Consider the following 26,367-nt stretch of genomic DNA (forward strand, 5'->3'; position numbering starts at 1 on the left):
CCTAAATGACAAGAAGAAAAATCTTTTGTATTAATTTGTCGGGAAGGAGGAACCAGATGAGTTTTACAGTCAATTTATCCGGTGGAGGTTTACTGATAAATAGATTTAATAGTTCTAATATGTTGAAAAGTACACAGGAAAAATTGCAGCGACAGCAGGAACGGGATAATAAGGTGGCTTTTTTTGAAGCACAAAAAGAAAATTTGAAAAACCGAAAGGCTGACAGTTTGGAAGAAATCTCTGAAAAGCTGGAAATGTTTCATAATTATGAGGATGAAATTGCGGCAGCAAATCAGGAGTATAATAATTCACAGATGTTTCATGTCATGGACGAGGCAGAAGAACATGGCGAAAAGATTGCGGAAGCTGCTGAGAGGAATAAGCCTAAAACAGAAGAAGAACGAAAGGAAGAAATGGTGGATGAAGCTCTTGGAACAGAGGAAAACAAGGGCATGATGTCTGAAATCATGGACGAACTTTCGGAGACAACCGAAGAAATGACAGAGCAGATGACGGAAAAAACTGTGGAGAATATGGAAGAACTTCCAGACGAGGTTTTGCAGGAGCAGCTTGCTACAGATAGTTTAGAGGCAGCAGAAATGGTACAAACAGACACAATTAAAAGGTATGTGCCGATTGATATTAGAGTCTAATGGTATTTATCTGGGAAGGAAACAGCTATGAAGATTTACAATAATACAAATATTACATATTCTGCAATCGAACATAACAGCAGGGAAAATACAAAGCAAAATGTTCCGGCAGATTTAGAAAAGAAAATGACACAGTATACAGATACACTTTCCATTTCCAAAACAGGGCAGGAGAGCTTTCGACATTTATCTTCTGTCAGTTCTATGGATTATCAGAACCGTTTTGAGAAGGAAGTGACGGATATATTTGTCAAAGAAGATACAGAGAGTGTAAAAACTGATTCCTTTGAACATCATGTAAACAGAATGGCAGAAGCATATAACAAAATGAAAAACAGCATTGAAGAAAAATATGCGGAACAAGATTATGAGCCGGAGTATTATGTGACAGAATCGGGCAAAATTGAGGAATTAACCAAAGAAAAAGAACTGGATATGCTGAATCAGGCATATGAAAATCACAGTAATTTTATGGCAACTTCAACAGAAATCTGGTCAGAATTACAGGATTTTACCCCATCGGTAGTTTACCATAAAGGAAGTGAACAGACAGCAAATGAACAGAACATAGGTGAGAATCAGGAGAATACTGCAAAATCTAAAGAAAAGGGGGTTATCCAAAATTCGGCATATCAGGCATTTTTATCCGCCATCAAGTCGGATAACCAGAAATTATCGCAGCAGTATTCGGGTGACTGGAAAGATTTAAGGCTAAATCTGAATGTATCAGATGGTGATCGGAAAATGCTTAATGGTATTTGGGATTATTATGCTAATAAAAGGTAATGAAAGCTTTGTCATACGAAAGGAGATGTTAGTATGGCAGTTACAGGTGTAAACAATTACTCTAATATTTACACAAATGCTTATACCGGTAATATACGGAAAAATAATGCTAAGGAAACCACAGAAAAGCAGGTTGTGGAGCAAACAGAAGATGTAAAGACAGGGACAACCCGAAAAACTGCAGCGGATGAACTTTCCTATCTTTCTAAAAAATTTGACAATTATAGTTTTGTATCAGCAAATTATAGTCCGGGGATGAAATATGGTAAATCAATTACCACGAATGTAGCGATTTCTCCTCAGTTTTTAACAAAAATGGCAAATGATTCAGACTTAGAAGATGAGTACATAAAAGAAATTGGTAACATGAAAAAATTAGATGAGCAGTTTGCAAAGCAACAAGCAGATATTGGATGGAGAGTTGAACAGGGATGGGCAATAGATAAAGATGGAAATATTAGTTCATGGGCAATAGGACATAAAGATTCAAAAGTAAAATCGTTTCTTCAGAATATGAGTGAAAAAGCCGAAGAAATCCTACAGAAGCAGTTGGAAAAAGCAAAGGATACAAAGGAAGAAAAAGAAGTATTCTCGATGAAAAAGCATAAAGAAGTTTCAAAAAAGAACAATGTCGATTTGAAGGTGTAAATAATCAGATTCGAAGTATTATGCAGAAAAAATGCATAGCATTGAGGGAGCCTTGCGTATGTCAGATGAAATCAATGCCCAGTTCGGATTTGAAAGAGTATTCGGTAAGACTAACGGCAATGCAGATACTGATACAAAAATTACAAAATTTGGCATCTCTTTTAATAGTGACGGAACTACCACATTCTTTGCAGAGTTAGAAAAATCATCAGCCAGTCAGAAAGAATATCTTGAAAAGCTTCAGGAAAAGAAAGCTGAGGAGAAAAAAGAGGCAAAGAAAAAGGATCAGTCCAAGCAAATCGAAGTAAGAAAAACTACGGTTCAGGCAAATTCAAAAGAAGAACTTTTGGATAAGATCAAAAATATTGACTGGGATTCTACCAAACCGGAGGAGAATAAAATCGGCGGAAGATTTAATTTTTTAGTTTAATGGATTCAGATGAAAATAGAAGCAATTTCATAAAATCTTACATACACACTTGACAATACCCCTCTGAAGAAGGCGTAGGTCAGGCAATTGTAAAATGCGGTCTGCCAAGAGAGGAACTTTTCATTACCACAAAGATCTGGATCAGCAATGCAGGATATGAAAAAGCAAAGGCTTCGATTGAGGAATCCTTGAAGAAACTGAAAACAGACTATGTGGATCTGCTTTTGATTCATCAGCCATTTGGCGATTATTACGGAACATACCGTGCAATGGAGGAAGCCTATAAAGCAGGCAAGGCACGTGCAATCGGCGTTTCAAACTTCTATCCGGATCGTTATATCGATATTGCACATTTCGCAGAAGTTGTTCCTGCGGTAAATCAGGTGGAAACACATGTGTTCCAGCAGCAGAAAGTGGCTCGTGAATATCTTGCAAAACATAATACACAGATTATGAGCTGGGGACCGTTTGCAGAATGAAAAAATGATTTTTTCAATACTCCGGTACTGAAAGAAATCGGAGCAAAATATGGAAAGAGTGTAGCTCAGGTGGCACTTCGTTTCTTGCTTCAGAATGGCGTTGTTGTGATTCCAAAATCAACGCACGAAGAACGAATGCAGGAGAATTTCAATGTATTTGATTTTGTGCTGACAGAAGACTAAATGAAGCAGATCGAGGCACTTGATACTGGAAAGAGTTTATTCTTTTCCCATTATTCACCAGAAACAGTGGAATGGTTTATGAGTATTGTGTAACAAAGTAGCTTCATAAAGGCAAAAGCGTATTGTGGTTTATACGACCGGCAATACGCTTTTGCTGTATAATAGGATAAGAAAATTGTTATACGGAAAGGATAAGAAAATGAAGGAACAGAATCATCCGAATGTGATTAAAATTCGAAATGCACATGTTCATAATCTGAAACATATTAATGTGGATATTCCACTAAATAAGCTTGTGGGAATTGCCGGAGTATCCGGTTCCGGGAATCCGAAGTACATTTGGAACCGGATCGGAACTGTTAAACACATTATGACTGATGTTTTCAAGACTTGCAAATCACAGTTCAAAACTTTATAATTCTAAGGAATCTTCAGCATCTACCCACATCTGCAAATTTTCATCAAGATATAACCTTGCATATTCTAGTGGCTCATCAATTGCAAGCGATGTCAAAGCACAATCAGATCCAGGTGTGGTTTTTAAATTCTTTTCGGCTTCCCAACAATCAATACGGAGTATATAGCCTGCACTGGTATAAACATCAATGCTGTTTTGATTAGGATTGTATTCTGCAAATATTGTTCTCATCGTATCGAATCTCCTTATCATTCAATCATCAGTAAAAAAATCAGAAGCATTTCAATCAGTTCACTATGTCAGTTTTATTTTGTTTTATATAATTTTCTTTCCCTTATTTTTTCCCTTATCAGAGTTCATAAACTCGTATGGGAAGATATAACATAAGGGAAAGCCTAAGGGAAAGCTCACCTGCGATAAACTTAGTGTTTTCAAGGGCTTGTAAGGAATTTGATAACATAATATAATAATTATTAAATCCCTTAGAATATGTGAAATCTCAATTCAAGTTTGCAAAACTGACCAAAAATACAAACAGTTCGTAAAATATGTATTTTAAGGGGGATTACGAAAAATTATACCATTTTGTGCAAATCCACATATTTAATAGAAAGATTCACATAAAGATTATTGAGAATACAGTATTGTGCCCTTAGAAAAAAGTACTATATTAAATTAGTCTGATGAATTCGGACTTGAGTATAAATAATAATATGATTAAAGAGTCAAAAGGTATCATAAGATAGGAGGAAATAACAAACTATGTCTTCAAAAAAAGGTGCGATGAAAAAGAAATTGGAAAACATGCATTTGGGTAAAAGAATCAACTATGGTTACAAAATGGTTATTACCATGATGCTTATTTCGGGACTGCTTTCGATTGCGGTCATTGGTGTGTTGTTTTTCAATATGTTAAACTATGTAAACAAGGTAAATGCTTCTGATCAGGCGGTTAAGGTATGTAGAATAAATGTAACTGCAGCGGCAAGAAATGTAAGAGAGATGGCACTTAATCCTGACAAGTCTACGTATGAAGATTATGAGCAGGGTGCAAAAACTTTGCTAGAGGATATTGATGTGCAGTTAAAAACAATAAAAAAAGCAGGTATCGTTCCTGAGGATCAGTATAATGAATATTCAAAGGCTCTTTCTGACTGGGCGAATACCGGATACTCAATCATGGATAAGATTAAAGCCGGACAGAAGGATGGGGCTGTTGATCAGATTATCAATGAGTGTACACCAAAGTTAAATAAAACTGTTGAGCTTGCAAAGGAAATCGACAAGCTGACTGACGAAAGAAGCCTTCAGGCAGTTGTAAGTACATACGTATGTGCTGCAGTCGGACTCATAGTCATCATTATCTGTCTGACATGTGCATGGCGGTTGACAAAGAGAACAGGAAAGATCGTGCTTGATACAATCCTTGAGCCGTTATATGCAATCGAGGATGTGGCAAAGGAGCTGACAGAAGGAAATCTTCACAGCACACTTGAGTACCATTCAGAGGATGAAATCGGTAGATTGGCACACAGCATGAGAAAGTCTATCCGTATTCTCGGCTCATATGTGGAAGATATAGACAGGTCGATGAAGCTCTTTGCGGACGGACATTTTGATGCACAGCCGGAAGTAGAGTGGAGAGGCGATTTTGTAGGTATTTTACAGTCATTTATGGAATTTGAAAAAAGTATGGCAGTCACCATAAATGGAATCCAGCATGTATCAAGCGAGGTTTCAAGTGCGGCAGAGCAGGTAGCTGCAAGCTCAAATGACCTTGCAGACGGTGCAACCAATCAGGCTGCGGTTGTAGAGGAACTGACAGCGACAGTTGCGGGAGTTTCAGAGCAGGTGGAGCAGAATTCAAAGAGTGCAAAGGAAATCAGTGGAAAAGTGGATGAGCTTGGAGGTGCAATTTGGGAAAGCAATGGAAAGATGCAGGAGATGGTTGCAGCTATGCATGAAATAAACGAAGCCTCTAAACAGATAGATCAGATTATATCAACTATTAATGAGATTGCATCACAGACCAACCTGCTTGCATTAAATGCTTCTATTGAGGCGGCAAGGGCAGGGGAGGCAGGAAAAGGCTTTGCGGTTGTGGCAAATCAGGTAAATATTCTTGCCGATCAAAGTGCACAGGCTGCAAAGGAATCAGCTGCGCTTATAGAGGCATCTGTGCAGGCTGTTGAAAAAGGCATGAATATTGCAGAGCAGACAGCCTCACAGCTTGAAGAAGTAGCAGAGAACTCTAAGGTGATTACAAAAGAGGTGATTAATATAGCTGATACACTTGAGACCCAGACCAGTGAGATCAAGCAGATTAACGAAGGAATTGAGCAGATCAATGATGTTGTACAGACCAATTCAGCAACATCACAGGAGTGTGCGGCTGCGAGCCAGCAGATGAGCAGTGAATCAGAAAATCTGAGTGAAATGATAGCGAAATTCAAAATCTCAGACATTGAAGAGTAATATAATGGAAGGTGAATTTTGATGATGGCTTTTGATGCATATAAAATACTTGACGAGCGGGAAGCAGGAAGTATGATTGACTTAATTGCACCTTGTATGGATGATTATCTGTATATTATAGATTTGAAGAATGATACACTGAGGATATCACAGTCAGCGGTAGAGCGTTTTATGCTTCCTGATAAATTTATGAATAAGGAAACAATTACAGGTGACGAATTTATGGATATTTTAGACAGAAAATAATGTAGTTAATTAGATAATCAATGTCATTTAGATAAGAAAAATAGTTAGTAGTTCTGAAAAATTGAATTATTTTATATAAAGGAGCGGACAAATTCTCATTTACAGGGAGCGGAAGATTGAGCTGGATAAAATACCCAGCTCAATCTTCCACATGGAATACATCTTCGACCAGCATATTAAAGTACTTTGATATCCGCAGCATAAATTCGGCAGATGGGGTGCTGTCCCCACGTTCTATCCTGCCGACAGTTTTGGTGCTGTATCTGATAGCAGCGGCAAGGTCATCCTGGTAAATGCCACGCTGTTCCCGGATTTCTCTGATATTATTAGTAACCGCCATAAAAATCCCTTCTTTCAGTTCTATAGATATTTTCTTATTTTCAATTATGCAAAATAATGTGTCTAATAAAAAGGACTTGCAATTTTATCAGCAATGTCCTGTGATAGCAGAAGCATTAGATTTTCCAAGAACTTTTCCAAATATGTCTAAGCGGTCGTTTTCTCCAACCTTGATAGGTGCATACTTTTCATTAAGCGAGATAAGGAAAATTCCGTCTTTATCGTTTTGTAATTTCTTGATGTAGGCTTCTCCGTTTAGAGCGAATATGCCGATTTCTCCATTAGCAACAGATTCCTGTTGTAATACCCATGCAATCTGACCATCGTGGAATTCAGGTTCCATACTGTCACCACTAATGCGGACACCGAAAGTAGTATCTTCCGGCAGGATAGATTCATCTATGCGTACAGTCTCTTTCGGTCCGTCTACAAGGAAGTTACCGGTTCCGGCTGATACGGCATTTTCAAAAATATCAATGCTACGGAATGGAATTTCATTAAGAATAAGAGAATATTCATATGTATTGAAAATGTGATTATGTGTGAGAAAACAGAATTGAATCTGGCAAGGAGATTTCTTAGCTTATATTATGGCACCATGTAAAAATATATCTTTTTATATATTAATCAGTTTGAAAATGACTTGTTAAGGTGTAGTAACAAGCCATTTTTTTTGTTACTGTGGTAACAAAATTTCTGATGAATATATGGATGTTACATACCTAAAATTTTAAGTGTAACAAAACATCTAATTAAAAGGACATATTGTAACAAATCTGATATAATAACTATATTGTTTTTAGGATAGGTGAATACGAATGAATTCTAATAGTGACAATCCAAAGGTAGGTAAGGATTTTCAAAGAAAAGTATTATCAATTGCTCAGAAAACATTTAATATGCCATTTGATGAGGAGAAAGTTGTGCCTGTAGGCAATCCGCCAAAGGAACATAAATTTGATGTTGTGTCAGCAGATGGAGACATTATTATAGAATGTAAGTGTTATACATGGACAAATGGTGGAAATGTTCCAAGTGCAAAAATGTCTACTCTTAATGAAGCTGTTCTTTATTTAAGGAGTGTTAATTATAATGCAAGGAAAATACTGGCAATGAAGAAAGATGTTAGGTTAAGGACAGGTGAGAGTCTTGCGGAGTACTATTGCCGTATCTACGGACATTTATTAGAAGATATTGAAGTTTGGGAAGTAGCTGAAGAAGGAATTGTCAATATAGTAAGGAAGAAGCAGATAAATGATAGTGAAATGTCCTAAGTGTGATTCAGAGAATGTAGCACCAATATATTATGGAATACAACCTGACAATAATGAAATCAGAGAATTAATTGATAACAATAAAATAATATATGGTGGTAGCATTATGCTTGATGACCAGCCGCACGAAGATTATGGATGTCAGGAATGCGGATACAGATGGTCGCTAGATTTGTTGCCGGGAATGTATATTAAGAAAATACGCTTTAAGGTAGAAGATTTCGGGTTAGGAACAATAGATATGAAAAGAAGATATGTGTATGAGATATATCCGGATGGTAGGTGGATTGAATATACATATCAAGGAGAATCTAATCGTTACACATACAAAGACATATGCGTAACAAAAAAAGAGAATGTATTAAGATTATACAATAAATATCAAAAGTTATTTGGTGCACCATTATGGAAAAAGAATATTATGGAAGCACAAGTTTGCGACGGATATGGATATACCTTGCAGATTACTTATAAGGATGGAAGAAAAAGAGTAATTGAAGGCGATATTGGCGGTGGTACAATTGACGGTATAATGGGAAATTATTTAAAGAAAATATTTGGGAGAAATTACGATGATTAAAACTGTTCTAGGTGATATAACAAAAATAGATTATGTTGACGTTATAGTAAATGCAGCAAATAACAGTCTCTTAGGTGGTAGCGGTGTTGATGGAGCAATTCACAGGGTAGCAGGTCCTGATCTTTTAAAAGAATGTAGGATGCTTCATGGATGTGAAACAGGAGAAGCAAAGATTACCAAAGGCTATAATCTGCCATGTGATTATATTATACATACAGTCGGACCTATATGGAGAGGCGGAAAGGATAATGAGGAGCAGTTGCTTGCCAGCTGTTATTATCATTCGCTTAAACTTGCATTGGAAAAAGGTATAAAAAGAATAGCGTTTCCATCTATATCAACAGGTGTTTATGGTTTTCCTGTTAAACTGGCAGCACACATTGCTGTAAATGTTGTGGCAAGATTTGAGCAGGAATTTCCAAAGCAAATAGAAGAAATATATTTTGTTCTGTTTGACAGAGATACAGAAGCAGCATATGAAAAAGAAGTTGATAAGCTATATTAAATGGAGTAACAGATGATAGAAAAAGTAGTATTCATGAACATGTGCATGATTAGTGATAATAAAGGAAATGTACTGGCCTTGGATAAAGTGGGCAAGAATTATTCTGGTACGACTTTCCCAGGTGGTCATGTAGAGGCAGATAATGCATTCAGATGTGCCTATGGAATGTCTACAAACTATAACAGAAGAAGGAATTATAGCAAAGATACAGTAAGATTTTAAGTGAGGGAATAAGGAATGGGAAGAGCATCAATTAAAGAGAATAAGAATGTATACCAGTTAAAAAGAGAGGAGCTAGGACTTAGCCGAGAAAAGGCAAGTGAACTTTTAGAGTGCGTGCCTCCAGAGAGAATTGAAAAATAGACAGTGAGAAGGTGCTGCCACATCCGGAAGAAGTACTCATAATGGCTGATAAGTATAAATCACCGGAATTGTGTAATTATTATTGCTCAAATCAGTGTCCAATTGGACAGCAATATGTTCCAGAGATTAAAATGAAAGAGCTCCCTCAGATTATACTTGAAACGGTAGCTTCTCTTAATAAGATGAACAAGAAGCAGGAACGCCTCATTGAGATTACAGCTGATGGTATAATTGATAACGACGAATTAGATGATTTCATATATATTCAGGAGGAATTAGAAAAAATATCGGTAAATGTTGAAACACTTCAGTTATGGTCAGAAAGAATGTTGGCTTCTGGAGCTATTGATGAAGATTCATATAATAAAAGAAAATTACAAAGGAGTAATAACTAATATTTCTGTAAGATAAGCTGTATTTGATGGCTGTGTCGAGCGGATAGCCTATAATGTTGATTTTGACTATGCATTTTTAGCTAATGCAGGAATTAGGTTTAAACATGGTACTATAATATACGATCCAATGATAGAATTTGCTAAGATATATGGAGAATGAAACAATTATTATGGTAACCATACATATCAAAAGCTAACAAATGCGGCATGTTATTATGGTTATAATTTTGATGAGTTGGCTCACGATAGTTTAGAGGATGTCAAAGCGACATTAGTTGTTTATAATGCGCTTAAGAAAAAATTGCCTTCATATGTGTGGATGTAAACGCAGTTGTTAAACAAAGAAAAAGAGGTAATATTTGAAAGTGATGATGTTACGGAAGTTATTGATAAGGTAAAAGAATTATTTGGTCAATGCGAAAGGAATATGATTAACAATCACATCAAAAGTGGTTTGAATTTTGAATATTTTATTTGCTAAAATAGAAATTGTTAGGTTAGATAATATGGGGATTTCTGTATTACCAATATAATGACTTTGAAAAATCGGAATTTGTGGAGAGATTTCTTGAACTTTCCTTATTTTACTGGCTTTTTAGCCCCTTAAATAGTGAAATGATATGTATTTTCCCTTATTTTTGCCCTTATGCGGAATCAGCAAGGAAAATAAGGGAATTTTTTATTTAGTCGTTGCCTGCTACTTTATCAAGAAGTCTGGCAGAGTTCCGCTTTGCTTTTCTTGTAGAGTGGGCATAGACGTTCATTATGGTACTGACATCAGAGTGTCCTAACAGTTCCTGCACATCTTTTGGGGCAGCTCCGTTTGAGAGGAGGTTGCTTGTGTAGGTGTGTCGCAACTGGTGAAAATGGAAATTCTCAAATCCGTCCAATCGTTTCGCAACTGACCGGCAGACAATGCTGAGTGTGCTTGGCAGTTCCAGACATCCGTCCGGTCTCAGGCAGACAAAGGAGATTTCCTTGTAATCTGCCGGGATTTCTTCGGTTCCGTCCAGATGATAATATTCATAATATACTCTGCTGACGGAGCAGATGCAGGAAGAACTCGACCAGAAAGACCGGACTATCCGGGAACTGAAAGTGCAGCTCGACGAATCGCTGACCTTGAACGAGAAGTTAAACAGCGAGAACAAAACAGAGAACATTCAAGCCTTAAAGAACGACTTGAGGAAAACAAAAGAATTGTTGCAGAGCGAGAAAGAGAAAACACACACCGTCCAAGCCATGATAGAGGAATGTCGAGATAAGCAGAGACAGGCAGAACAGGAACGGGATTATGCACTCTCCCATCAGAAAAAAGTAGAGATACCGGTTGAAAAGCCGGTACTCTATCAAAAGTGCGGGAATTGTAAACAGACAGCTTATCTGAAAGCTAAGGAAAAGTATGATATGCAGAGGGAAAAACTGGCAGGCAGATATAAAACAAAAACAGCCATGTATGAAGCATTGATGTTTCTGCTGATATGGTATTCCGTATCAACTACTCTTTTTCAGATGATACGGTCAAAAATATTTATTTCTGATTGCGTGGTATTCTTTGATACAATCGCAACTTTCACACAGACCATTGCTGGCTGGGTTGTACTGGCAGGAAAGAACGTGGCACAGATTAGTGATGGAATATCCAATCCTGTCGTTACTGGAATTATAAACTGGCTGATAAGAATATTGATTTGCGGTGGATGTCTGGTGGGTGTGGGAATACTTTTGGCATTCATCGAAATAAAGATTGCAGGGCTATATAAGAAATACTGTTGGGATATGATTACCATAATGGTGATACTTGTAAGTATGGCAATAGCTATCTACTTTGGGGATTGGATAAAGGAAGTATTGCCAATCAATCTGCTATTTCTCTTATTATTCGTGCAACTGGTATATGTTGGAATCAGGTGGTATGTAAAGGGATGGCGGGAAAACAGAGGTTATGTTTAAAAATAAAAAAATTGTCTGAGACGCAGCGAAGTAAATAAAATGAGTAGTATTATAAGAAGTCAGCAGTGCGTGAATAAACTGCTGGCTTCTTTTTTGATAGATACAGTCACTCCCAGAGAGTGTGCAGGATAGTAAAGTAATAATATCAACATGACGATATAGAAAATGCAGGGAAGCATTGTATTTCAAAGAGTTTGAGATACAGTGCTTCTGCGTTTCTATAGGAGATAGTCGTTCTATGCGAAAAATAGTCATTTGATGCGAAGAATGATCGAGCGGAAGATTTGTTTGATATAATAAAGAGTGCTAGGTGAGACTTGTATGGTTTACAGGCATGAGAGAAATCAAAGACAGGAATGAAAAATATGAACATTATTATTTGTGATGACAGGATAGATGACAGAAAAAATCTGTCAGATTTGCTGTCAGACTATGGTGAAAAAAAGAATTATGAGTTTGCTATTACAGAATATGATTCTGGAGAACAGTTATGCGAAGAACAATCGGCTTTGGAAGCGTGTCAGCTATTATTTCTGGACATCAATATGCAGGGGATGGATGGGCTGAAAACAGCTATGAGGATTAAAGAAAAATATCCAAAACTTCCGGTTGTGCTGGTGACGGCATACATGAATTACGCACTGGATGGATATAAGGTGAAAGCAAGCCGTTTTCTGCTGAAAGATAACCTTGCAGATACTATAGAAGAATGTATGGATGATTTGATAGCAGAAATTAATAAAAACCGTAGGATTCTCGAATTTCGTTTTGTGGAAGGAACGATAAAACTTTATGCAGATGACATCATTTATATAGAAACAGAACTTCACAAAAATGTATTTTATACTGAAAAAGGTACGTTTCAGATTTATAAAAAACTGGATGAACTGGAAAATGAATTCAAGGATATGGGATTCGTGCGGGCACATCTAAGTTTTCTTGTAAATATGAGGTACATCACAAAAATCAGCGGTTATGTGATGACACTTACCACGGGAAAAAAGATTCCGGTTCCCAAGGCACGATATGCACAGGTAAAGAGGGAATATATGCTGTATAAGGGAGAAGAATAACATGACATTCTGGGTATTGACATTTATTGCGGAAATGCTGGAAGTAAAAGGAACGCTATACTTTTTTGATACTTTTATGGAAAAAAGAGATGGCGGATATAGGAACAGATATAGATTTTTTGTTTATTGCGGAGTGCTTTATCTGGTAGCAGTCACAGGGGCATGGATTGGAATGTTAAAATGTATCCCGATTATACTGGTTATGTCTTTCCTGAATCTGGCTTATTATGAAGTTTCCTTCCGGCAGAGTTTTTTGTTTTCAATCATCAACTATACAATGCTTGTATTGATTGATTATGTGACTGTTTTGCTGGGAAGAGGAGGTTCAATCCAAGAAAAATGGTTTTTACAGGCACTGATATCAAAGACGGTTTTTATCATTCTGATGTTGTTTATCAGAAGATTTAGCAAGACAAGAAAAAGCTGCGGTCTGATTACAGGAAAAGAATGGTTACAGTTTTTCTGTGTTCCTGTATTTACGGTGGTCGGTTTCATTCTTATGTTTTATTCAGAAAACGATGATATGCAGAATGTATTTTTATTTCTTTCGGTGGGGCTGGTTGCGATTAACCTTATCCTTATGGAGTTCATGCAGAATACCATTGAAAAAGAAGAGAGAATAAAAATTGCGGTACTTACGGAACAAAATCAGAAAAATCGTATTGCAGATTATCAGGACCGGGAAGAAATCTATGAGCGTCAGCGAAGAAAAATGCACGATTATAAAAATCAGCTTTCCACGATCCAGACATTGATAAAGAATGGACACACAGATGAGGCACTTTCCTTTACGCAGAAGCTGACAGAGAGCATAGCTGTCGAGATGTCGGCAATCAACACAAATCATCCGGTGGTCAATGCTGTTTTAAATCAGAAGTACCGCAGCATGCAGGAGAAACACATAGCAGTGATCCTAAAAGTAGGGGATCTGCAGGAGATCTGTCTGGAGGAGGAAGAGATTGTTATCCTGCTCTCCAATTTACTAGATAATGCAATCCGGGAGAGTGAAAAGGTACTGAAAAATACCGGAAAAGCGGTCATTCATCTGAAATTAGAGTGCGAAGATCATAAACTGATATTTGCGATAAGAAATCCGGTGACAGAAAAGGTGGAAATTGAAAATGATACGATAAAGAGCAAAAGAGGGGATCATCACGGTATTGGATTGTTAAATGTAAAAGCAGTTGTGGATAAATATGGCGGTGATATGGTGCTTTCCTGCGATGAAAATGAATTTAAGGCAGTGGTCATCTTGTAAAGAGATGGTCTTTGTGTGCGTAATATGGTCGTTTGATGATATGGGGCTAGGAGAACAGGTTATTTTATCCGATAAAGGAAATAGAGAAACTGAGCAGATTATTAACATTGGAAAAGTTATAATTTTTTGGAATAGAGATGGGAGGATGTTTTATGTCAAAGATTACAGATTATGCTTTTTTAAAAAAAACATTCGGGACATCAGGAGTAAATGTAATAGGCAGTTTTCAGTTGTCTCAGTTGAACAGCAGTTCTGTTCAGTCCCAGTTAAAAGCTGCCGGGATTGGGAGACATTGTAAGACCAGATCAGTCAATACCACAGGCAGCATAAGTACTACTTAAGATAGCATTACAAATCCAGACCCTTGCCGGGATTCAGAGTTTATCTGGATTCGGGCAGGGGTCTGGAAAAGAAACCCGTAAACCAGATGGAGTGTGGAGTGCACTACATCAGCACTAAGACCAACTGATAAAGCAGGGGAGGCGTCCACTGAAAAGAGTCCCTGCAGCAAAGGAAGGTCAGTAACAATCAAAACAAACAAGAGCTGTAGCTGGCAGTAGTTCTCTCCGTAGGGCATGACCCTGTTTGAAAGCTTAGCCGGCACTCAGTGTATGAGCAGATGGGACGAAGGAAGTTGGCACATGATGCCATTAGACACAGAAGGTTCATCATCATAGTAGAACAGAGGAATTATAGCCTTTATAAAGCAATGGATGCTTTATTTGGTGTACCTGTTTTCAGCTATTCAGTACTTGATACAATGAATGTTCATGCACTTTAGCACTTGTTATGAGGTAACTGTTTAAAGAAAAAGTCCAAAAATCAATGATTTGGGGCTTGAAATTAATGAAAGGATGGGTTATAGCTATGCAGATTAGTGGATATTCCAGTGCCGCAATGTTGGCATATCGTTCTTCTGGTATGAAGCAAAAAGCAGGCACAGTGAAAATGCAGGATTTTTCTCAGATGGTACAGAACACAAGCGCACAGGCAACAAGCCAAACAGATAAGACAGCGGCGACAAAAGAAGTCTCCGAAGTTGATGAGATGGCAGCGTTCAAGTAGGAAATCTATGAGAAACTGGCTGAAATTGATAAAATGAACTCCTCGGCTATTTTGTCCAATTCTGTACATATCACAGAAGATGGATTCAAAAGAATGAAGGAAGATCCAGAATACCGTAAGGAAATTATGGATTGGCTTCGTGCAGATGCAAGAGCTTCTCATGGGGTTCCTATTGCTGCCCATGTTACAACAACAATTACAGGGTCTGGAGCAACCAGCTATGGTATGAATGTTTTTGATAATGATAGTGCGGCGACAAAAGCATCCAAACAGCAATGGGCTGATAAGAAAGCAGAAGGTTCGTTTTATCATTCTGATCGTACCTATGCTGACCGTAGAGCTGCACAGCGTAAGCGGGACAGCGAGTATGTGGCAAGTGAACGCCAAAAGCGGGAACTTATGCAGAAGATGATACTGGAAAAGCATATCGACCAAAAGGCACAGCGACAATTACTCGATCAGAAAGCTCTTGCACAGAATGTAGTTGACCAGAAGTATGTTCAAGATTACTTGCTGGGAATGCAAGAAAGTAAAAGCTGGAACATTTGAGTATAAATAAATTCATTTATACTTTTATGGTCTATTCAGAGCCATGTAAAGATTATCAAATGAGCGTCGAATGCTTGCATTCGTAAGAGCAATTGATAATCTTTATAGGGCGAAGTCACCACATGAGCAAAAGAAAAGCCTCGCAGAGGCGGTTTTGCGAATGGGGTTCTGAATAGTTACCTTTTATGTAATAATTATGGAAAGGAGATACCGCTACAGGGGGGATTGGTAGTAAACCGTGATCCAAAGACAGGGTTAAATTATTTGTCGATAAAGGGAAATGAGGCACAAGGAGTTTCGGTAATCATAACATCCGATAAAGATATAGAGACGCTGAATAAATTAGCTGATGAATTTCAAAAATATCCGGTAAGTTCACAGCTGTCTACGGCAGAATTATATGCTTTACTTGAGATATCAGGAAATCTGAAACGTGAAAAAGATGGTTTTACATTTTTGACTCCGAATGGAATTACATATATTCCGTATGACGGTGATTCTAGCAAAGCATGGGAAATTGATATGTCGGGTTCCTGTTATGCTACTGCCAGAAAATGTTTAGCGGCAGAAAATGATTGTGCAGACATAAGTACATGGACGAAAATTTTGAAAGGAATAAAGATATATTATGGTGATAATTATGGCACCACTCAGACAAATAATGTATATAAAGTTGATGATTTAGGCAGATATTATATGTTTGCATAAGATATATATACAAGTATGAAACTATAAAAATATAGTATGTTTTATGTGGTAAAAATATTGTATTTATGAGACTTTTGGTATTTCACAAATACCTAAGAAAAAATAAAGTAGAGGAGTGTGTATATTATGAATATTGATTACAGTCAGTTTTACAGAGGAACAACGAATATTCCTTCATATGGGAACGGTACATATAAGAAAGATACCCTTGTAAAGTATGAATTTAACACTACGGATGAACATGGCAACAAGGTTATGGACAAGATGTCGAGGGAAGAAACCCTGCAGGCGATGAAGGACATTGGTTCGCAGTATGGAGATGCTGTCATCGTGGAGTTTTCGGGAGATGGAATGGCTGCACTTGTGGAAAACAAGAAAGGCATAGTGGACGAGAATGTAACGAAAGAGCAACGGGAAGCAATGGAAGCGAGGAATGCAGCGTTCCAAAAAGAAATCACGCAGGTTGATAATACTTTAGAACTTCCGGCATATTCCGGGATGTACGGTGCGGACAAGGCGGTTGCATCTGCGGTGGAGAATTGCAGCAAAGAGGAGCAGGGATTTGTATATGATATCATCCGTCAGAATTTCCTTGTCGGAAATACTGGCTCTATGACAGAGGAAGAACGGCAGGCAAATATTTCACTTGGTATGAAAAAAGCGGAATATGCGGCAGAGAATTTTATCCCGGAAGATAGCAGAAAATCATTTTTGGAAGCGATGGAGTCTATCGCAAAGCTTGCAAGCGCAGGAAAAGCCGACAATAACGGAAATATGGACTATGGAGTACGGAAAGGTACATATCTTGGACATGGCAGCAATCTTGTAAAGACTACAAATGCACTTGATATGATGAGGACGATGGACAGCAGTGCATACGCGGAATATCAGAAGATTAGTAAAGAAAGCAGCAATGAGGACAGACAGCTTAATGCGTTAAAATACTTTACAAATTGGTATGAAGGGGCAGTGAAAAAGAATCCTTCGATGGTTGATAATTACGAAAAGCAGTCGGAGGAATATGTGGAGAAAAATGTAAAAGATCAGAAGCTGGATGCAACTTTTTCAGATATAAAGACAGAGAATAAAGCAGCTTTTCTTGAAAGTCTGAAAGTGTTCCAGAATAATAATCCTAATTTTCTTTCATCTATCATAAATCGGGAGCTGGCATCTAAATTTTGGAGCATTTGATAAACGTAAATTGGAAAAGTTATAATTGCTCGGAAAATGGAAGATAACAACAATAAAGTGTAGAGTGTGCCTTTCACATAGGGACACTTGTTACAAGCAATATTGTAAATGATACAAGCAAATATGATGAATACAAAGAAAAGGCTCAAATGTTTGATACAAAATATCAGAAAACCGCAGTATCAATAATGGAGCAGGCTAAAGAGAAGTTTTTGGTAGTCTTTAAAAGTATAAATTACAAACAAGGAACAGCAACAAGCATACTATCGGATATTATGAAAAAGTGCTGATAAAGGAGGATTAAAAATGGCTATTAGTGGAGTAGGACAGAGTTATTATCAGAACAATGTTGCAACAACGAAAAGTACAAAGAGCGTAAACAGCATGGGAGAAACGGGCAATACAAAGGAACTATCAGAAGCGGAAGAAATGGCGATTTTCAAAAAGGAATTTTATGCTGAAATTGATAAGATACCCAGAAATAGAACTATAACCAATGTGGCTATCAACATATCAGAGGAAGCATTTAAGAATATGAAAGATGATCCGGAGTACAGGGAAAAGATATTATCAGCACTTAAACGTGACTTAACTTCATCCTTTGCACCGTTGGAAGCTTCTATGGTGCTCACTGTAGGAGCTACTGCTAAAGATTATAGGGGCGATTCATGGTCTGGTGTTAATAATCAATCGGAATTTTATGCTCGTTCACAAAACAGTTTTTATAAAAAGACAAGCAACAAGAAAGATAGACAAAAAGAGCTTTTGGAAGAATATCTGGAAAAACGGGCGCAGGTTAAAAAACAGCAGCAGGAAATGTTGAATGAAAAGATTGCAAAGCAGGAACAGGAAAGAAGCCGATTATTACGGTCGTGGAACAATGAAAGGCTGTTGTCAAAAGCGTCTAATGCTTATGAAGCAAATGCTATGACGGAAGCGGTTACGGATAGTGCTTTTTCGCTTGGATAGTGATTTTAAGTAAGGAGAAAGAGATATGTCAATTACATTTTTAAGTCATCCTATTCATTTGCCGGATTTTTCCATGTTTGATAGGGAATATTTGGGAAAACAGGAAAGCCAAAATGAAGACCAGAAGGTGTTTCATAAGGATACTTTAGAGGTTTCTCAATTATCGAAAAACAGGGAAAATTTAATGGATAAAATTAAGCATACAGTTGTGCATTCGGTTACATCGTTCAGCGATATGAGAGCCGGAATATTAAAGGAAATCAGGGAAGAAAAAGGGCAGTATGGCTATTCGGATGTTGTGAATGCTTGTGGGCTGAGTTATGCAAGGCTGTATTCTGAAATTGAACAGCGCTATGAAAATGAACAGTATTATAAGGTAGATGGGACGCCGCTGACAAAAGAAGATGAGATAGAGTGGTTGGATATACAATTTGAGCAGGAAGTGGCATGGCAGAAATCCTGTGCCAGAATAACAGCCCAGGGGCAGGTCATTCAGGGGAATATTCCTGAAATGCCAACAGAGGAGATGGAAGAATTGGAGGACAGCTTTTATCAGGTTAAGGATGCCTATATGAAGCTGTACCGAGAAAACAGACGGGCAGAGAGACCGCTTGTTTTGCAAAGTTATATGTTTGGCAATAGCCAGATGTATCAAATATTGAATAGACTAGGAAATTTACAGGAGAGGGTGGTATAATGCAAGTTAATTCGTCCAATGGTTCATTACAACAAAGGTTCTTTTCTGGAACAGGCAGTATAGGCGGCATCCATCTGCCGGACTTCAATGACAAATATATTTTCTCTAAAAAGAAAAGCGGTGTCAGTGATAAAGAATACCGGAAGCAGATCAGGGAACAAGCTTATGAGGATTTTGAAAAAGGGCAGTTCCAAAACAAATCCGAAGGATTTAATAGGCTGATGAAAAGCTACACATCGGAAGTGTCCCCGGACAGAAAAGGGATTATTACTTCCGGGCTGAAAGCTATTTCAAGGAACAGACAGAATGTGCTGAAGCCAATAGATTTTGTGGCAACACTGCTTGAAGGGAAAGTGAAATATCAGAAACTGCCGTCAGGCAACAGCGATTACATAGAGTTTTACGATAAAAACGGGGAGATGGTGACGACTTATTCCAATAATGGGTGGACGATGTATACGACTAATGCAGAGGCCGCCAGACAGACGGAAATGTGCATGATCTATAACGAGGCATGGGGAAATGCCAAGAGAGGGATTCCGATGGCAGGCGAAGAAATGGTAAATGTGGTAGATATGCAGAGTAGCTTTGATGCCAAAGCATAGCAGGAAATAAAACCCACAGCCCCGTATGCAATACTGCAAACCGCAGGTACAAAAAAAGATGAACCGATTGCGGCTGATAACTTGATAGAAACTCAGGAGACAAAAACTGGGGAGAAACAAATTACAGCTGAAGAAAAGATTAAACAGGCAGATGAGTTTTGGGCTCAGCATAGCAGGGGGGAACAAGGTCAAACTGACTGTTCACATGGGAAAAGATAGTTTCATTGAAGTTATCAAAGAAAAACCAAACAGCAGATAATGTACTTCTTGGCTGGACATAGGAATTATTCTTTTGTATTGACCAAAGCTTCAGCAGTAGATAAATGTAATAAGGCAGGTGATGTGTATGGGAAAATGTTAGTTCTGACATTTGAGGATAATGAGGATGCTATGATGAATCGCATATTATCGTTGATAAATACCAAAGAAGTGTTGATGCAACAATAGTTGCGGATCATATAGTATTAGAAGCAGAGGATTTAGGACTTAGTTCTTGTTGGCTTACATATTTTGATCCTGAGATTATCAGAAATGAGTTTAATATTCCAAGTAACCTTGAACCAATAGCAATTATTGCGGTGGGATATGCTGACACAGAAAAGGCATCACCAGACAGACATTCAAAGGATAGAAAAGCGCTTGAAAGCCTTGTTTGTTACGAAACTTTTTAAGCATATTAAGAAATAAAAGAGATTGTGTTTAAAGATGGAAAACTTGTCTGAGACGCAGCGAAGTAAATAAAATGAATAATATAGGAAGTCAGTAGTGCGTGAATAAACTGCTGGCTTCTTTTTTGATAGATACAGTCACTCCCAGAGAGTGTGCAGGATAGTAAAGTAATAATATCAACATGACGATATAGAAAATGCAGGGAAGCATTGTATTTCAAAGAGTTTGAGATACAGTGCTTTTGTGTATTAACAGGAGCAAATGGTTTACTGCTTTTCTTTTTAATCGTATTTCGTGTTAAAAAATCGTATTTGGTGAAGAAATACCATAATATTTTGTTTCATGTGATATCTTTTATAGGTGAGATTTGAAACAGAATAAAGATTGAACCGATATATAAATGAGAAAGAAGGTGAGTGCTATGCTGGAAATTGTTGTCTGTGATGACGATATAGCAGATCTTGAGCGTGCAGTGAATATGCTGCATAAGATTTTTACAAGTCAAAAGATTGCTTATCATATTGAGCAATTTGCGTCTGCAAATCAAATGCTTGAAAATATCAGCAACATTGATATCGGAATTTTAGATATTTCGATGGAAGAACTGAATGGTATTAAACTGGGGAGAACATTGAAAGAAAAATTTCCAGATGTGAAATTAGTGTATATTACGAGTTATGAAGAATATTGTATGCAGGTCATTAACGAAGTTCATGCATTTTCATTTCTATGTAAACCACTGGAATATGATAAATTGGAAATGCAGATGTTGGAACTACTGGATCAACTGCCGGATACCGGAGCAGAAAAGGATTTTTATAAAGTGACGGACAGCAATGGGAAAGAGTATCTGTCAATCAAATTGAAACTCAGGGACATTTTATATTTTGAATACATAAAAAGATCAAGAAAAGTACTGATAGCGTTGTCTGATATAACATATGAGTATGACTGCATTTTTGAAAAACTGGTTGAAGAACTGCAGCCCTATGATTTTGTTGTGAATTGCAGAGGAAATCTGGTTAATTTAAGGCATATTGAAAAAATAAAAGGCTTTACCATTTATCTGGACAATGGAAAAGAACTCCAGATTGCGCAAAAGAGAAGCAGCGATTTTAGAGAAGAAGTAAATAAATTTTTGCAGAAAAATTCATAGGAGAAACGATGAATACGATTTTACTGATATTATGTAATGCTCTTTCCTGTTTTATCATAAGTACCATACTGTTCCAGTTTATGAATGGAAAGTATAAAAGAAGCAGTCAAAATAGATATGTATATATTGTGGTTGAGACTGTCACAGTGATTTTTACAACCTGTATCAATATGTTCAATCATTCCATATTAAATCTGGTGGTCTGGGGCGTGTTGACGGGGGTGATCGCATATGCTCTGTATTATGAGGATATGGATAAACCGTTAAGACGTATCATTGAATGTGAGGCATTGGTATTTTGCATGTCTGTCTGTGAATCATTAGGAGTGATTCTTTTACAATGTATTTTGCAGGCAGCAGATATAAAAAATGTGAATGAAACGATGCTTTACTGCCTTGAGGTAACATTTTCAAAAGTAATACTTATTTTTTTGTATTATACATTCATAAACAGGTTTGTGAAAAAGAGCGATATTCCTTATGCAAAGACAAGGTACATCATGTATGGAATGATACTCCTATACAATCTGATTAACATGGGTGTAATTGTAGAGAATTTTAAAAATGGAGAAGAAAATTATTTATGTGCAGTCAATATGGGGTGTATTGTTCTGGCAGATCTATACCTTTTATATTTTGTTAAAATGGCAGATGAAAAGAACTATTATGAAAAGCAGCTCATCGCTTTAGAGCAACAGGCAAAGGTACAATACGAATACTATTTGACGCAGACAAAAAAATATGATCAAACCGTCCACATATTACATGATGTAAATAAGCATATTAAAGCAATCGAAGGATTATATGGTGCAGAGCAGGGGAATACGGCAGGAGAATATGCAGCGGAAATCAGAGAACTGTTAAAGCCGCTCATTCCGGTTCAATACACAGAAAATCCAATATTAAACATTCTTCTTACCGATAAAGAATCCGTTATGAAGGAAAAAGGTATTTCAGTAACCATAAAGGTGGATAATGTGAATCTGAATTTCCTTGCACCAATCGACATTACAACTATTTTTGGAAATTTATTGGATAATGCGATTGAGGCTGCAGAGAAGCTTGAAGGCGGGAAATATATTTCGATTAAGATTGGCTCATACCATAAAATGATAGCTGCCAGCATCGAAAATAACTGCGGGGAGGTAAAGTGGAAAAATGGTTTTCCGGTATCAGCGAAAGGAAAAGGCGGTGGAATAGGACTGCTGAATGTTCAGAGCAGTGTAAAAAAATATGATGGAAATTTAATATTGAAAAGTGATGGAAATAAATTTATTGCTGAGTTATTCCTCAATTCATAAAAAGTCTTACTTCGTGCAAAAAAATCGTACTTGGTGCAGAAAAGGTAAAATATTAGAAGTGGGTTGTCGATAGAAAAAGAAAAATAAAGCGGATGACAGATATAAAAAATTTAATGATAGGAGGCTTCGATTATGTCAAGAATTACGGACTACGGTTTTTTATTTCAAACGACATTTGGAACATCAAAAACAAATTTAGTCAACAATATTCAGTTGTCCCAAATGAACAGCAGTTCTGTACAGAAACAATTAAAAGCAGCAGGGATTGACACAAACAGTAAAAAGTATAAAGCAGCACTGAGTGAGATGATGAAAAATGGAAACGGTGCAATGTTTACAAATGTTCAGGCAATTAAGAACCTGATGAGCCAGTATGACAAAAATGGAGACTGGATTGATCCGAATACCGGATTAACAGGACTTGCTGTAACGGATGAGAACAGAAACAGTTATAAACATATCATTTCTATTCCAGAGAGCAGCCGGGAAGAAATGTTTGAACTGGCAAAGAAAGAATTCTTAAATGAAAACGGTACTTTAAATGGTGATACTACCAAAAGGGAGAGTGTATATAACAATTTATATAGAAAAATGGATAAAGATGACCGTTTATCAGCAGGCTGGACAATGGAACAATATGAACATCAATACAGACAGGCATTTGCAGAAGTTGCAAAAGCCGCAGATCCTACATGGAAAGCGGGTAAAACAATACCGGCTGGCTCATTGGATGGCATTACGAGAGAGTCGGTGGAAAGTGGTAGGAAGTCAGTAGATATAAAGTTATAGATAGATTTATTTATGAGCTACGAGGTGGAACTAAGATAATGGGTTTTAAGGAGGAAAAATAGGATATGAAAATATCTAATTACATGAACAATACGAATCTGATCGTAGAAAAAAATAATGTTAAAGTCCAGAAAGAAAATAAGCAGACAAACGAAAAACATACAACGGAACAATCGGTAAAGCTTTCTATTTCTAATGAGGGAATGGAGTATTATCGCAACTGTATACAGCAGAACAGACAGGAAACCTATGATGATGTACTTCAGCGGAGAGAACTGTTAAAAAGTGAAAAAATCAGAGATATTGATTATGGATATGAAATTTCAAAGAAAGCAGCAGAATTGAATAAAGATGCTGCTAATGCCGGGCAAAATGCTTTAAGCACTACAGACAGAGCGAACGGTTATGTTGCAGCATATGCAGAGTTGTATGATGAAATTGTTCAGGGATATGAATCTGGTACACGGGAAATATATGTGACAGATGAAAATGGAACTCATAAGCTTACAAAGGATGAAGAGTTAAGCAATTTAGATGCTGCATATAAAAAAACAGTGGATGACTTTGTGACAATGGAGACAACCAATCAGCATGCCCGTGGAATTATTGGTGAAGAAATGAATAAAATTTCAAAAATTACCACAAGGTCAACTTTGGCATCGGCTTACATTGAGGAGCAAAAAACCAGGGGGAAGGATGAGATTACTGAAAACTTAGGAAAGAAGATGTATGGTGCAATTACCTCATTTAAGGAGAAATATACAATGATTCAGCCTAATAGAGAGCAGTTATTGATGAGCATTAAGATTTGATAATGTTAGTACTATGATTTACAAATAAAAATAGTAATTACATATCATATTGAGGCTGAGAGAAATTAAATATCCAAGTCGTTCAATATAATAGAAATTATTTTAAGTTTCAATAACAGGGAGGTAGGATTATGGCAATTACAGGTATCAATAACAGTAGTTACACATCGTATTATGCTTCAAATTACAAGAATACTGTTAAAAAAACAGATAGTGAAAAGGATAGTACAAATACAAAGGACGGCAATGTGACAACAAGTACAGTTGAATTAAAAACATCACGTCCCGGTGTGACAAAAACAGAGCAGATTAAGACAGGGTATAGTAATGTAAATGATTATTCAAAATACTTGCAAGGAAAATACCATTATATGAATATAGGGCTGACTTCAATGCAGGGTATTCCGACAACGGTATCTGTTTCAAGTGCATTTTTACAAAAGTGCATGAATGATCCGGAAAAAGCAAAGTATCTGGAGGAAAACTTAGCAGCCATTCCGGATTGTACAAAAGATACGATTAATGGATGTTTGGGCACTGTGACAAATCAGAGTTATATGATTGATGCAAACGGAAATATTATAGAGACAGCATCTGGTACAAATGATCCAGATGGGAAAATAGCGAAAGAGAATGCTGAACGAAAGGCAAAAGAGAACAGAGAAAAAGAGGAAAAGGTAAAAGAAAAAAGAGCTGCTAAAAAAGCAGAGGAAGAAAAAGCTGCAAAGAAACGTGCAGAAAAATCGGCAGAAGGAAAAGAAACGGGTGATTATACCTTATCCGTAACTGGTAATGATGTAAAAAGTATGACACAGAGCCTTGTAGCAGAATCTGTGAGTATTTCTGCACCTGATAGATCAAGTTTTGATATTAAGGCATAAGAGGGTTCGGTAAAAGGAAAATATCAAATCAATGCATTAGTTGGAAGTGCTTGTTTCCTATTATGGCATATCCAAGCTAACGATAGCAAAAATGGCTGGTGTTGAGGAAAAAGATATTGACAGGCTTTTAGCCAATCCACCAGAAAAGATTGAAATCGAAGTAAAGTATAAAATTGCTGTGACGATTATGGAACTGCGATTTTGGCTAAAAGATTGTGAATCACCGATATAATCGGGATTTGTGAGTAGAGGGCACTTATGAAAAATAAAAGTATCAATCAAGTTTCCATAATAAATGGTGAAGATGGTCCCACAAGTGTTTTTATATTTGGAGAAGCTCAAAAGAAATCTCTAAAGATTAGAATCCGAAATGCTATCTATCAATCCAGACGAAAAAGGATAGAAAAGAGAATAGCGGCCAACCCGCATACACTTGCGGAAGTGGTGCAATACGCAAAGGATCATTATGATTTAGTGGAAATCAATCCTGCCGCAACAAATTGGATAGAACGACAGAAAAATCTAAAAGCTAGTTTGATTATGCAGCATAAACCAGAACTTTTGGGCCAAAGGAAGGATATTCCAAAACCAGATTTTCATAATGAAGAATCTGTTAAAAATTTTTTGAATGAAATGGAAATTAGAAATAAATTGATTAACCAAATGCCTGATAATGTAATTCCCATGGATTTTCATTTATATGAAATAAAAATTGGTGAGGATTTAATGGAAATAGAGGTAGATTATACCTGGAATATATTTGGAATATCTTACTCTGGAAATAAGTCGGTCATAAAAAGGTTTAAGAAAATAGCCAGAGATTTATATTGTTATTATGGTGTCAGTGAGGAGGATATAAAGAACCGGACAAAAAGATATTCTTCACTGGTAACGGAATTGAGTTCATAATTCAGAAT

At 37.0% G+C, this 26,367-nt stretch carries 35 protein-coding genes and 2 pseudogenes; 33 read left to right on the plus strand and 4 right to left on the minus strand.

What is annotated here, in order from left to right; all coding sequences use genetic code 11:
• The first annotated feature begins 56 nt into the window (after nt 1-56).
• From C7390_RS04795 to C7390_RS13610, 5 genes and pseudogenes are all read left to right on the plus strand, one after another.
• A complete protein-coding gene (locus C7390_RS04795; RefSeq protein WP_006859435.1) occupies nt 57-653 on the plus strand; it encodes a hypothetical protein in 597 nt (198 codons plus the stop codon).
• 27 nt (nt 654-680) lie between these two features.
• The gene (locus C7390_RS04800; protein WP_116443693.1) at nt 681-1,439 is read left to right on the plus strand and encodes a hypothetical protein; all 759 of its coding nucleotides are present in this window, start codon (nt 681-683) and stop codon (nt 1,437-1,439) included.
• Between the two features lie 33 nt (nt 1,440-1,472).
• Nucleotides 1,473-2,087, plus strand: coding sequence for a DUF6033 family protein (locus C7390_RS13605; protein WP_227089673.1), 615 nt, complete (start codon nt 1,473-1,475; stop codon nt 2,085-2,087).
• Nucleotides 2,088-2,103: 16 nt separating this feature from the next.
• A pseudogene (locus C7390_RS04815) lies at nt 2,104-2,517 on the plus strand (DUF6033 family protein); the annotation flags it as partial.
• Nucleotides 2,518-2,573: 56 nt separating this feature from the next.
• Nucleotides 2,574-3,272 (plus strand): annotated as a pseudogene (locus C7390_RS13610) (aldo/keto reductase); the annotation flags it as partial.
• A gap of 319 nt (nt 3,273-3,591) precedes the next feature.
• Here C7390_RS13610 and C7390_RS04830 read toward each other — a convergent pair.
• Nucleotides 3,592-3,828: a DUF6061 family protein gene (locus tag C7390_RS04830; protein ID WP_040893136.1), complete on the minus strand. Its 237-nt coding sequence runs from the start codon at nt 3,826-3,828 to the stop codon at nt 3,592-3,594.
• Nucleotides 3,829-4,359: 531 nt separating this feature from the next.
• On the opposite strand from C7390_RS04830, the gene C7390_RS04835 reads away from it, so the two are divergent.
• Nucleotides 4,360-6,072 (plus strand): methyl-accepting chemotaxis protein, encoded by a 1,713-nt coding sequence (locus C7390_RS04835; RefSeq protein WP_116443695.1) that lies wholly within the window; start codon nt 4,360-4,362, stop codon nt 6,070-6,072.
• Between the two features lie 21 nt (nt 6,073-6,093).
• On the plus strand, nt 6,094-6,318 hold the full coding sequence (locus C7390_RS04840) for a hypothetical protein (protein ID WP_012740918.1): 225 nt from the start codon (nt 6,094-6,096) through the stop codon (nt 6,316-6,318).
• Nucleotides 6,319-6,457: 139 nt separating this feature from the next.
• Here the strand turns inward: C7390_RS04840 and C7390_RS04845 are convergent, their stop codons facing one another.
• Both C7390_RS04845 and C7390_RS04850 read right to left on the minus strand, forming a co-directional pair.
• Complete coding sequence (locus C7390_RS04845) at nt 6,458-6,658, minus strand: helix-turn-helix transcriptional regulator (RefSeq protein WP_055175192.1); 201 nt, start codon at nt 6,656-6,658, stop codon at nt 6,458-6,460.
• An 87-nt stretch (nt 6,659-6,745) separates the two neighbouring features.
• Nucleotides 6,746-7,219 (minus strand): S24 family peptidase, encoded by a 474-nt coding sequence (locus C7390_RS04850; protein WP_318295571.1) that lies wholly within the window; start codon nt 7,217-7,219, stop codon nt 6,746-6,748.
• A gap of 256 nt (nt 7,220-7,475) precedes the next feature.
• On the opposite strand from C7390_RS04850, the gene C7390_RS04855 reads away from it, so the two are divergent.
• The 6 genes from C7390_RS04855 (at nt 7,476) to C7390_RS13620 (ending at nt 9,774) form a co-directional block, all read left to right on the plus strand.
• Nucleotides 7,476-7,931, plus strand: coding sequence for a hypothetical protein (locus C7390_RS04855; RefSeq protein ID WP_055175189.1), 456 nt, complete (start codon nt 7,476-7,478; stop codon nt 7,929-7,931).
• Entirely contained in the window at nt 7,912-8,511 is a 600-nt protein-coding gene (locus C7390_RS04860) for a hypothetical protein (RefSeq protein WP_082437103.1), read from the plus strand. The genes C7390_RS04855 and C7390_RS04860 overlap by 20 nt, the downstream gene beginning before the upstream one ends.
• Nucleotides 8,504-9,016 carry an O-acetyl-ADP-ribose deacetylase gene (locus C7390_RS04865; protein ID WP_055306511.1) on the plus strand — a complete coding sequence of 171 codons (513 nt, stop codon included), beginning with the start codon at nt 8,504-8,506 and terminating at the stop codon, nt 9,014-9,016. Before C7390_RS04860 ends, C7390_RS04865 begins: the two co-directional genes overlap by 8 nt.
• Nucleotides 9,017-9,028: 12 nt before the next feature.
• Entirely contained in the window at nt 9,029-9,238 is a 210-nt protein-coding gene (locus C7390_RS04870) for an NUDIX hydrolase (RefSeq protein WP_055306512.1), read from the plus strand.
• A 15-nt stretch (nt 9,239-9,253) separates the two neighbouring features.
• Nucleotides 9,254-9,379 carry a hypothetical protein gene (locus C7390_RS13615; protein ID WP_278320121.1) on the plus strand — a complete coding sequence of 42 codons (126 nt, stop codon included), beginning with the start codon at nt 9,254-9,256 and terminating at the stop codon, nt 9,377-9,379.
• A 131-nt stretch (nt 9,380-9,510) separates the two neighbouring features.
• The gene (locus C7390_RS13620; protein ID WP_318295561.1) at nt 9,511-9,774 is read left to right on the plus strand and encodes a hypothetical protein; all 264 of its coding nucleotides are present in this window, start codon (nt 9,511-9,513) and stop codon (nt 9,772-9,774) included.
• A 683-nt stretch (nt 9,775-10,457) separates the two neighbouring features.
• On the opposite strand, the gene C7390_RS04880 is transcribed toward C7390_RS13620, so the two are convergent.
• Nucleotides 10,458-10,937 (minus strand): tyrosine-type recombinase/integrase, encoded by a 480-nt coding sequence (locus tag C7390_RS04880; RefSeq protein ID WP_318295562.1) that lies wholly within the window; start codon nt 10,935-10,937, stop codon nt 10,458-10,460.
• Between C7390_RS04880 and C7390_RS04890 the strand changes: the two genes are divergently transcribed.
• The 20 genes from C7390_RS04890 (at nt 10,825) to C7390_RS04990 (ending at nt 26,359) form a co-directional block, all read left to right on the plus strand.
• Nucleotides 10,825-11,727: a DUF6040 family protein gene (locus C7390_RS04890; protein WP_318295563.1), complete on the plus strand. Its 903-nt coding sequence runs from the start codon at nt 10,825-10,827 to the stop codon at nt 11,725-11,727. The genes C7390_RS04880 and C7390_RS04890 overlap by 113 nt on opposite strands.
• Nucleotides 11,728-12,092: 365 nt before the next feature.
• Nucleotides 12,093-12,800, plus strand: a complete 708-nt coding sequence (locus C7390_RS04895; RefSeq protein WP_242854973.1) for a LytR/AlgR family response regulator transcription factor — start codon at nt 12,093-12,095, stop codon at nt 12,798-12,800.
• 1 nt (nt 12,801) lies between these two features.
• A complete protein-coding gene (locus C7390_RS04900) occupies nt 12,802-14,058 on the plus strand; it encodes a sensor histidine kinase (protein WP_055306513.1) in 1,257 nt (418 codons plus the stop codon).
• Nucleotides 14,059-14,210: 152 nt separating this feature from the next.
• Nucleotides 14,211-14,399: a hypothetical protein gene (locus C7390_RS04905; RefSeq protein ID WP_116443698.1), complete on the plus strand. Its 189-nt coding sequence runs from the start codon at nt 14,211-14,213 to the stop codon at nt 14,397-14,399.
• Between the two features lie 505 nt (nt 14,400-14,904).
• A complete protein-coding gene (locus tag C7390_RS04915; protein ID WP_116443700.1) occupies nt 14,905-15,123 on the plus strand; it encodes a hypothetical protein in 219 nt (72 codons plus the stop codon).
• 93 nt (nt 15,124-15,216) lie between these two features.
• On the plus strand, nt 15,217-15,672 hold the full coding sequence (locus C7390_RS04920) for a hypothetical protein (RefSeq protein WP_116443701.1): 456 nt from the start codon (nt 15,217-15,219) through the stop codon (nt 15,670-15,672).
• A gap of 225 nt (nt 15,673-15,897) precedes the next feature.
• The gene (locus tag C7390_RS04925; protein WP_318295564.1) at nt 15,898-16,380 is read left to right on the plus strand and encodes a hypothetical protein; all 483 of its coding nucleotides are present in this window, start codon (nt 15,898-15,900) and stop codon (nt 16,378-16,380) included.
• Between the two features lie 126 nt (nt 16,381-16,506).
• Nucleotides 16,507-17,571 (plus strand): hypothetical protein, encoded by a 1,065-nt coding sequence (locus C7390_RS04930; RefSeq protein WP_116443702.1) that lies wholly within the window; start codon nt 16,507-16,509, stop codon nt 17,569-17,571.
• A gap of 306 nt (nt 17,572-17,877) precedes the next feature.
• Entirely contained in the window at nt 17,878-18,540 is a 663-nt protein-coding gene (locus C7390_RS04935; protein WP_116443703.1) for a hypothetical protein, read from the plus strand.
• Nucleotides 18,541-18,565: 25 nt separating this feature from the next.
• Nucleotides 18,566-19,237: a hypothetical protein gene (locus C7390_RS04940; RefSeq protein WP_116443704.1), complete on the plus strand. Its 672-nt coding sequence runs from the start codon at nt 18,566-18,568 to the stop codon at nt 19,235-19,237.
• Nucleotides 19,237-19,842 (plus strand): hypothetical protein, encoded by a 606-nt coding sequence (locus tag C7390_RS04945; RefSeq protein WP_116443705.1) that lies wholly within the window; start codon nt 19,237-19,239, stop codon nt 19,840-19,842. The genes C7390_RS04940 and C7390_RS04945 overlap by 1 nt, the downstream gene beginning before the upstream one ends.
• Nucleotides 19,843-20,139: 297 nt before the next feature.
• A complete protein-coding gene (locus C7390_RS04950) occupies nt 20,140-20,289 on the plus strand; it encodes a hypothetical protein (RefSeq protein WP_318295565.1) in 150 nt (49 codons plus the stop codon).
• An 11-nt stretch (nt 20,290-20,300) separates the two neighbouring features.
• Nucleotides 20,301-20,513, plus strand: a complete 213-nt coding sequence (locus C7390_RS13870; RefSeq protein WP_456362873.1) for a nitroreductase family protein — start codon at nt 20,301-20,303, stop codon at nt 20,511-20,513.
• A 419-nt stretch (nt 20,514-20,932) separates the two neighbouring features.
• The gene (locus C7390_RS04960; RefSeq protein WP_055307270.1) at nt 20,933-21,667 is read left to right on the plus strand and encodes a LytR/AlgR family response regulator transcription factor; all 735 of its coding nucleotides are present in this window, start codon (nt 20,933-20,935) and stop codon (nt 21,665-21,667) included.
• A gap of 8 nt (nt 21,668-21,675) precedes the next feature.
• Nucleotides 21,676-22,968, plus strand: a complete 1,293-nt coding sequence (locus tag C7390_RS04965) for an ATP-binding protein (RefSeq protein ID WP_055307269.1) — start codon at nt 21,676-21,678, stop codon at nt 22,966-22,968.
• 132 nt (nt 22,969-23,100) lie between these two features.
• Complete coding sequence (locus C7390_RS04970) at nt 23,101-23,757, plus strand: DUF3879 family protein (protein ID WP_055307268.1); 657 nt, start codon at nt 23,101-23,103, stop codon at nt 23,755-23,757.
• 65 nt (nt 23,758-23,822) lie between these two features.
• Nucleotides 23,823-24,569, plus strand: a complete 747-nt coding sequence (locus C7390_RS04975; protein ID WP_116443707.1) for a hypothetical protein — start codon at nt 23,823-23,825, stop codon at nt 24,567-24,569.
• 131 nt (nt 24,570-24,700) lie between these two features.
• The gene (locus tag C7390_RS04980) at nt 24,701-25,450 is read left to right on the plus strand and encodes a hypothetical protein (protein WP_055307266.1); all 750 of its coding nucleotides are present in this window, start codon (nt 24,701-24,703) and stop codon (nt 25,448-25,450) included.
• 46 nt (nt 25,451-25,496) lie between these two features.
• Nucleotides 25,497-25,682: an HTH domain-containing protein gene (locus C7390_RS04985; RefSeq protein WP_306787113.1), complete on the plus strand. Its 186-nt coding sequence runs from the start codon at nt 25,497-25,499 to the stop codon at nt 25,680-25,682.
• 26 nt (nt 25,683-25,708) lie between these two features.
• Nucleotides 25,709-26,359 carry a hypothetical protein gene (locus tag C7390_RS04990; RefSeq protein WP_116443709.1) on the plus strand — a complete coding sequence of 217 codons (651 nt, stop codon included), beginning with the start codon at nt 25,709-25,711 and terminating at the stop codon, nt 26,357-26,359.
• Nucleotides 26,360-26,367 lie beyond the last annotated feature (8 nt).

Source organism: Bacteroides galacturonicus (genome assembly GCF_003096855.1).
In the GTDB taxonomy this organism is placed as follows: domain Bacteria; phylum Bacillota; class Clostridia; order Lachnospirales; family Lachnospiraceae; genus Lachnospira; species Lachnospira rogosae.

What these genes read in the sequence shown, in the direction of transcription:
- C7390_RS04795 (WP_006859435.1), top strand. Translation starts at nt 57, where the DNA reads ATGAGTTTTACAGTCAATTTATCCGGTGGAGGTTTACTGATAAATAGA.
- C7390_RS04865 (WP_055306511.1), top strand. Translation starts at nt 8,504, where the DNA reads ATGATTAAAACTGTTCTAGGTGATATAACAAAAATAGATTATGTTGAC.
- C7390_RS04890 (WP_318295563.1), top strand. Translation starts at nt 10,825, where the DNA reads ATGCAGGAAGAACTCGACCAGAAAGACCGGACTATCCGGGAACTGAAA.
- C7390_RS04860 (WP_082437103.1), top strand. Translation starts at nt 7,912, where the DNA reads ATGATAGTGAAATGTCCTAAGTGTGATTCAGAGAATGTAGCACCAATA.
- C7390_RS04990 (WP_116443709.1), top strand. Translation starts at nt 25,709, where the DNA reads ATGAAAAATAAAAGTATCAATCAAGTTTCCATAATAAATGGTGAAGAT.
- C7390_RS04900 (WP_055306513.1), top strand. Translation starts at nt 12,802, where the DNA reads ATGACATTCTGGGTATTGACATTTATTGCGGAAATGCTGGAAGTAAAA.
- C7390_RS04830 (WP_040893136.1), bottom strand. Translation starts at nt 3,828, where the DNA reads ATGAGAACAATATTTGCAGAATACAATCCTAATCAAAACAGCATTGAT.
- C7390_RS04935 (WP_116443703.1), top strand. Translation starts at nt 17,878, where the DNA reads ATGGCTATTAGTGGAGTAGGACAGAGTTATTATCAGAACAATGTTGCA.
- C7390_RS04930 (WP_116443702.1), top strand. Translation starts at nt 16,507, where the DNA reads ATGAATATTGATTACAGTCAGTTTTACAGAGGAACAACGAATATTCCT.
- C7390_RS04945 (WP_116443705.1), top strand. Translation starts at nt 19,237, where the DNA reads ATGCAAGTTAATTCGTCCAATGGTTCATTACAACAAAGGTTCTTTTCT.
- C7390_RS04905 (WP_116443698.1), top strand. Translation starts at nt 14,211, where the DNA reads ATGTCAAAGATTACAGATTATGCTTTTTTAAAAAAAACATTCGGGACA.
- C7390_RS04965 (WP_055307269.1), top strand. Translation starts at nt 21,676, where the DNA reads ATGAATACGATTTTACTGATATTATGTAATGCTCTTTCCTGTTTTATC.
- C7390_RS04870 (WP_055306512.1), top strand. Translation starts at nt 9,029, where the DNA reads ATGATAGAAAAAGTAGTATTCATGAACATGTGCATGATTAGTGATAAT.
- C7390_RS04980 (WP_055307266.1), top strand. Translation starts at nt 24,701, where the DNA reads ATGGCAATTACAGGTATCAATAACAGTAGTTACACATCGTATTATGCT.
- C7390_RS04855 (WP_055175189.1), top strand. Translation starts at nt 7,476, where the DNA reads ATGAATTCTAATAGTGACAATCCAAAGGTAGGTAAGGATTTTCAAAGA.
- C7390_RS04800 (WP_116443693.1), top strand. Translation starts at nt 681, where the DNA reads ATGAAGATTTACAATAATACAAATATTACATATTCTGCAATCGAACAT.
- C7390_RS04960 (WP_055307270.1), top strand. Translation starts at nt 20,933, where the DNA reads ATGCTGGAAATTGTTGTCTGTGATGACGATATAGCAGATCTTGAGCGT.
- C7390_RS04840 (WP_012740918.1), top strand. Translation starts at nt 6,094, where the DNA reads ATGATGGCTTTTGATGCATATAAAATACTTGACGAGCGGGAAGCAGGA.
- C7390_RS13615 (WP_278320121.1), top strand. Translation starts at nt 9,254, where the DNA reads ATGGGAAGAGCATCAATTAAAGAGAATAAGAATGTATACCAGTTAAAA.
- C7390_RS04895 (WP_242854973.1), top strand. Translation starts at nt 12,093, where the DNA reads ATGAACATTATTATTTGTGATGACAGGATAGATGACAGAAAAAATCTG.
- C7390_RS04940 (WP_116443704.1), top strand. Translation starts at nt 18,566, where the DNA reads ATGTCAATTACATTTTTAAGTCATCCTATTCATTTGCCGGATTTTTCC.
- C7390_RS04920 (WP_116443701.1), top strand. Translation starts at nt 15,217, where the DNA reads ATGAAGGAAGATCCAGAATACCGTAAGGAAATTATGGATTGGCTTCGT.
- C7390_RS04970 (WP_055307268.1), top strand. Translation starts at nt 23,101, where the DNA reads ATGTCAAGAATTACGGACTACGGTTTTTTATTTCAAACGACATTTGGA.
- C7390_RS04975 (WP_116443707.1), top strand. Translation starts at nt 23,823, where the DNA reads ATGAAAATATCTAATTACATGAACAATACGAATCTGATCGTAGAAAAA.
- C7390_RS13605 (WP_227089673.1), top strand. Translation starts at nt 1,473, where the DNA reads ATGGCAGTTACAGGTGTAAACAATTACTCTAATATTTACACAAATGCT.
- C7390_RS04880 (WP_318295562.1), bottom strand. Translation starts at nt 10,937, where the DNA reads ATGTTCTCTGTTTTGTTCTCGCTGTTTAACTTCTCGTTCAAGGTCAGC.
- C7390_RS04835 (WP_116443695.1), top strand. Translation starts at nt 4,360, where the DNA reads ATGTCTTCAAAAAAAGGTGCGATGAAAAAGAAATTGGAAAACATGCAT.
- C7390_RS04845 (WP_055175192.1), bottom strand. Translation starts at nt 6,658, where the DNA reads ATGGCGGTTACTAATAATATCAGAGAAATCCGGGAACAGCGTGGCATT.
- C7390_RS04915 (WP_116443700.1), top strand. Translation starts at nt 14,905, where the DNA reads ATGAAAGGATGGGTTATAGCTATGCAGATTAGTGGATATTCCAGTGCC.
- C7390_RS13620 (WP_318295561.1), top strand. Translation starts at nt 9,511, where the DNA reads ATGAAAGAGCTCCCTCAGATTATACTTGAAACGGTAGCTTCTCTTAAT.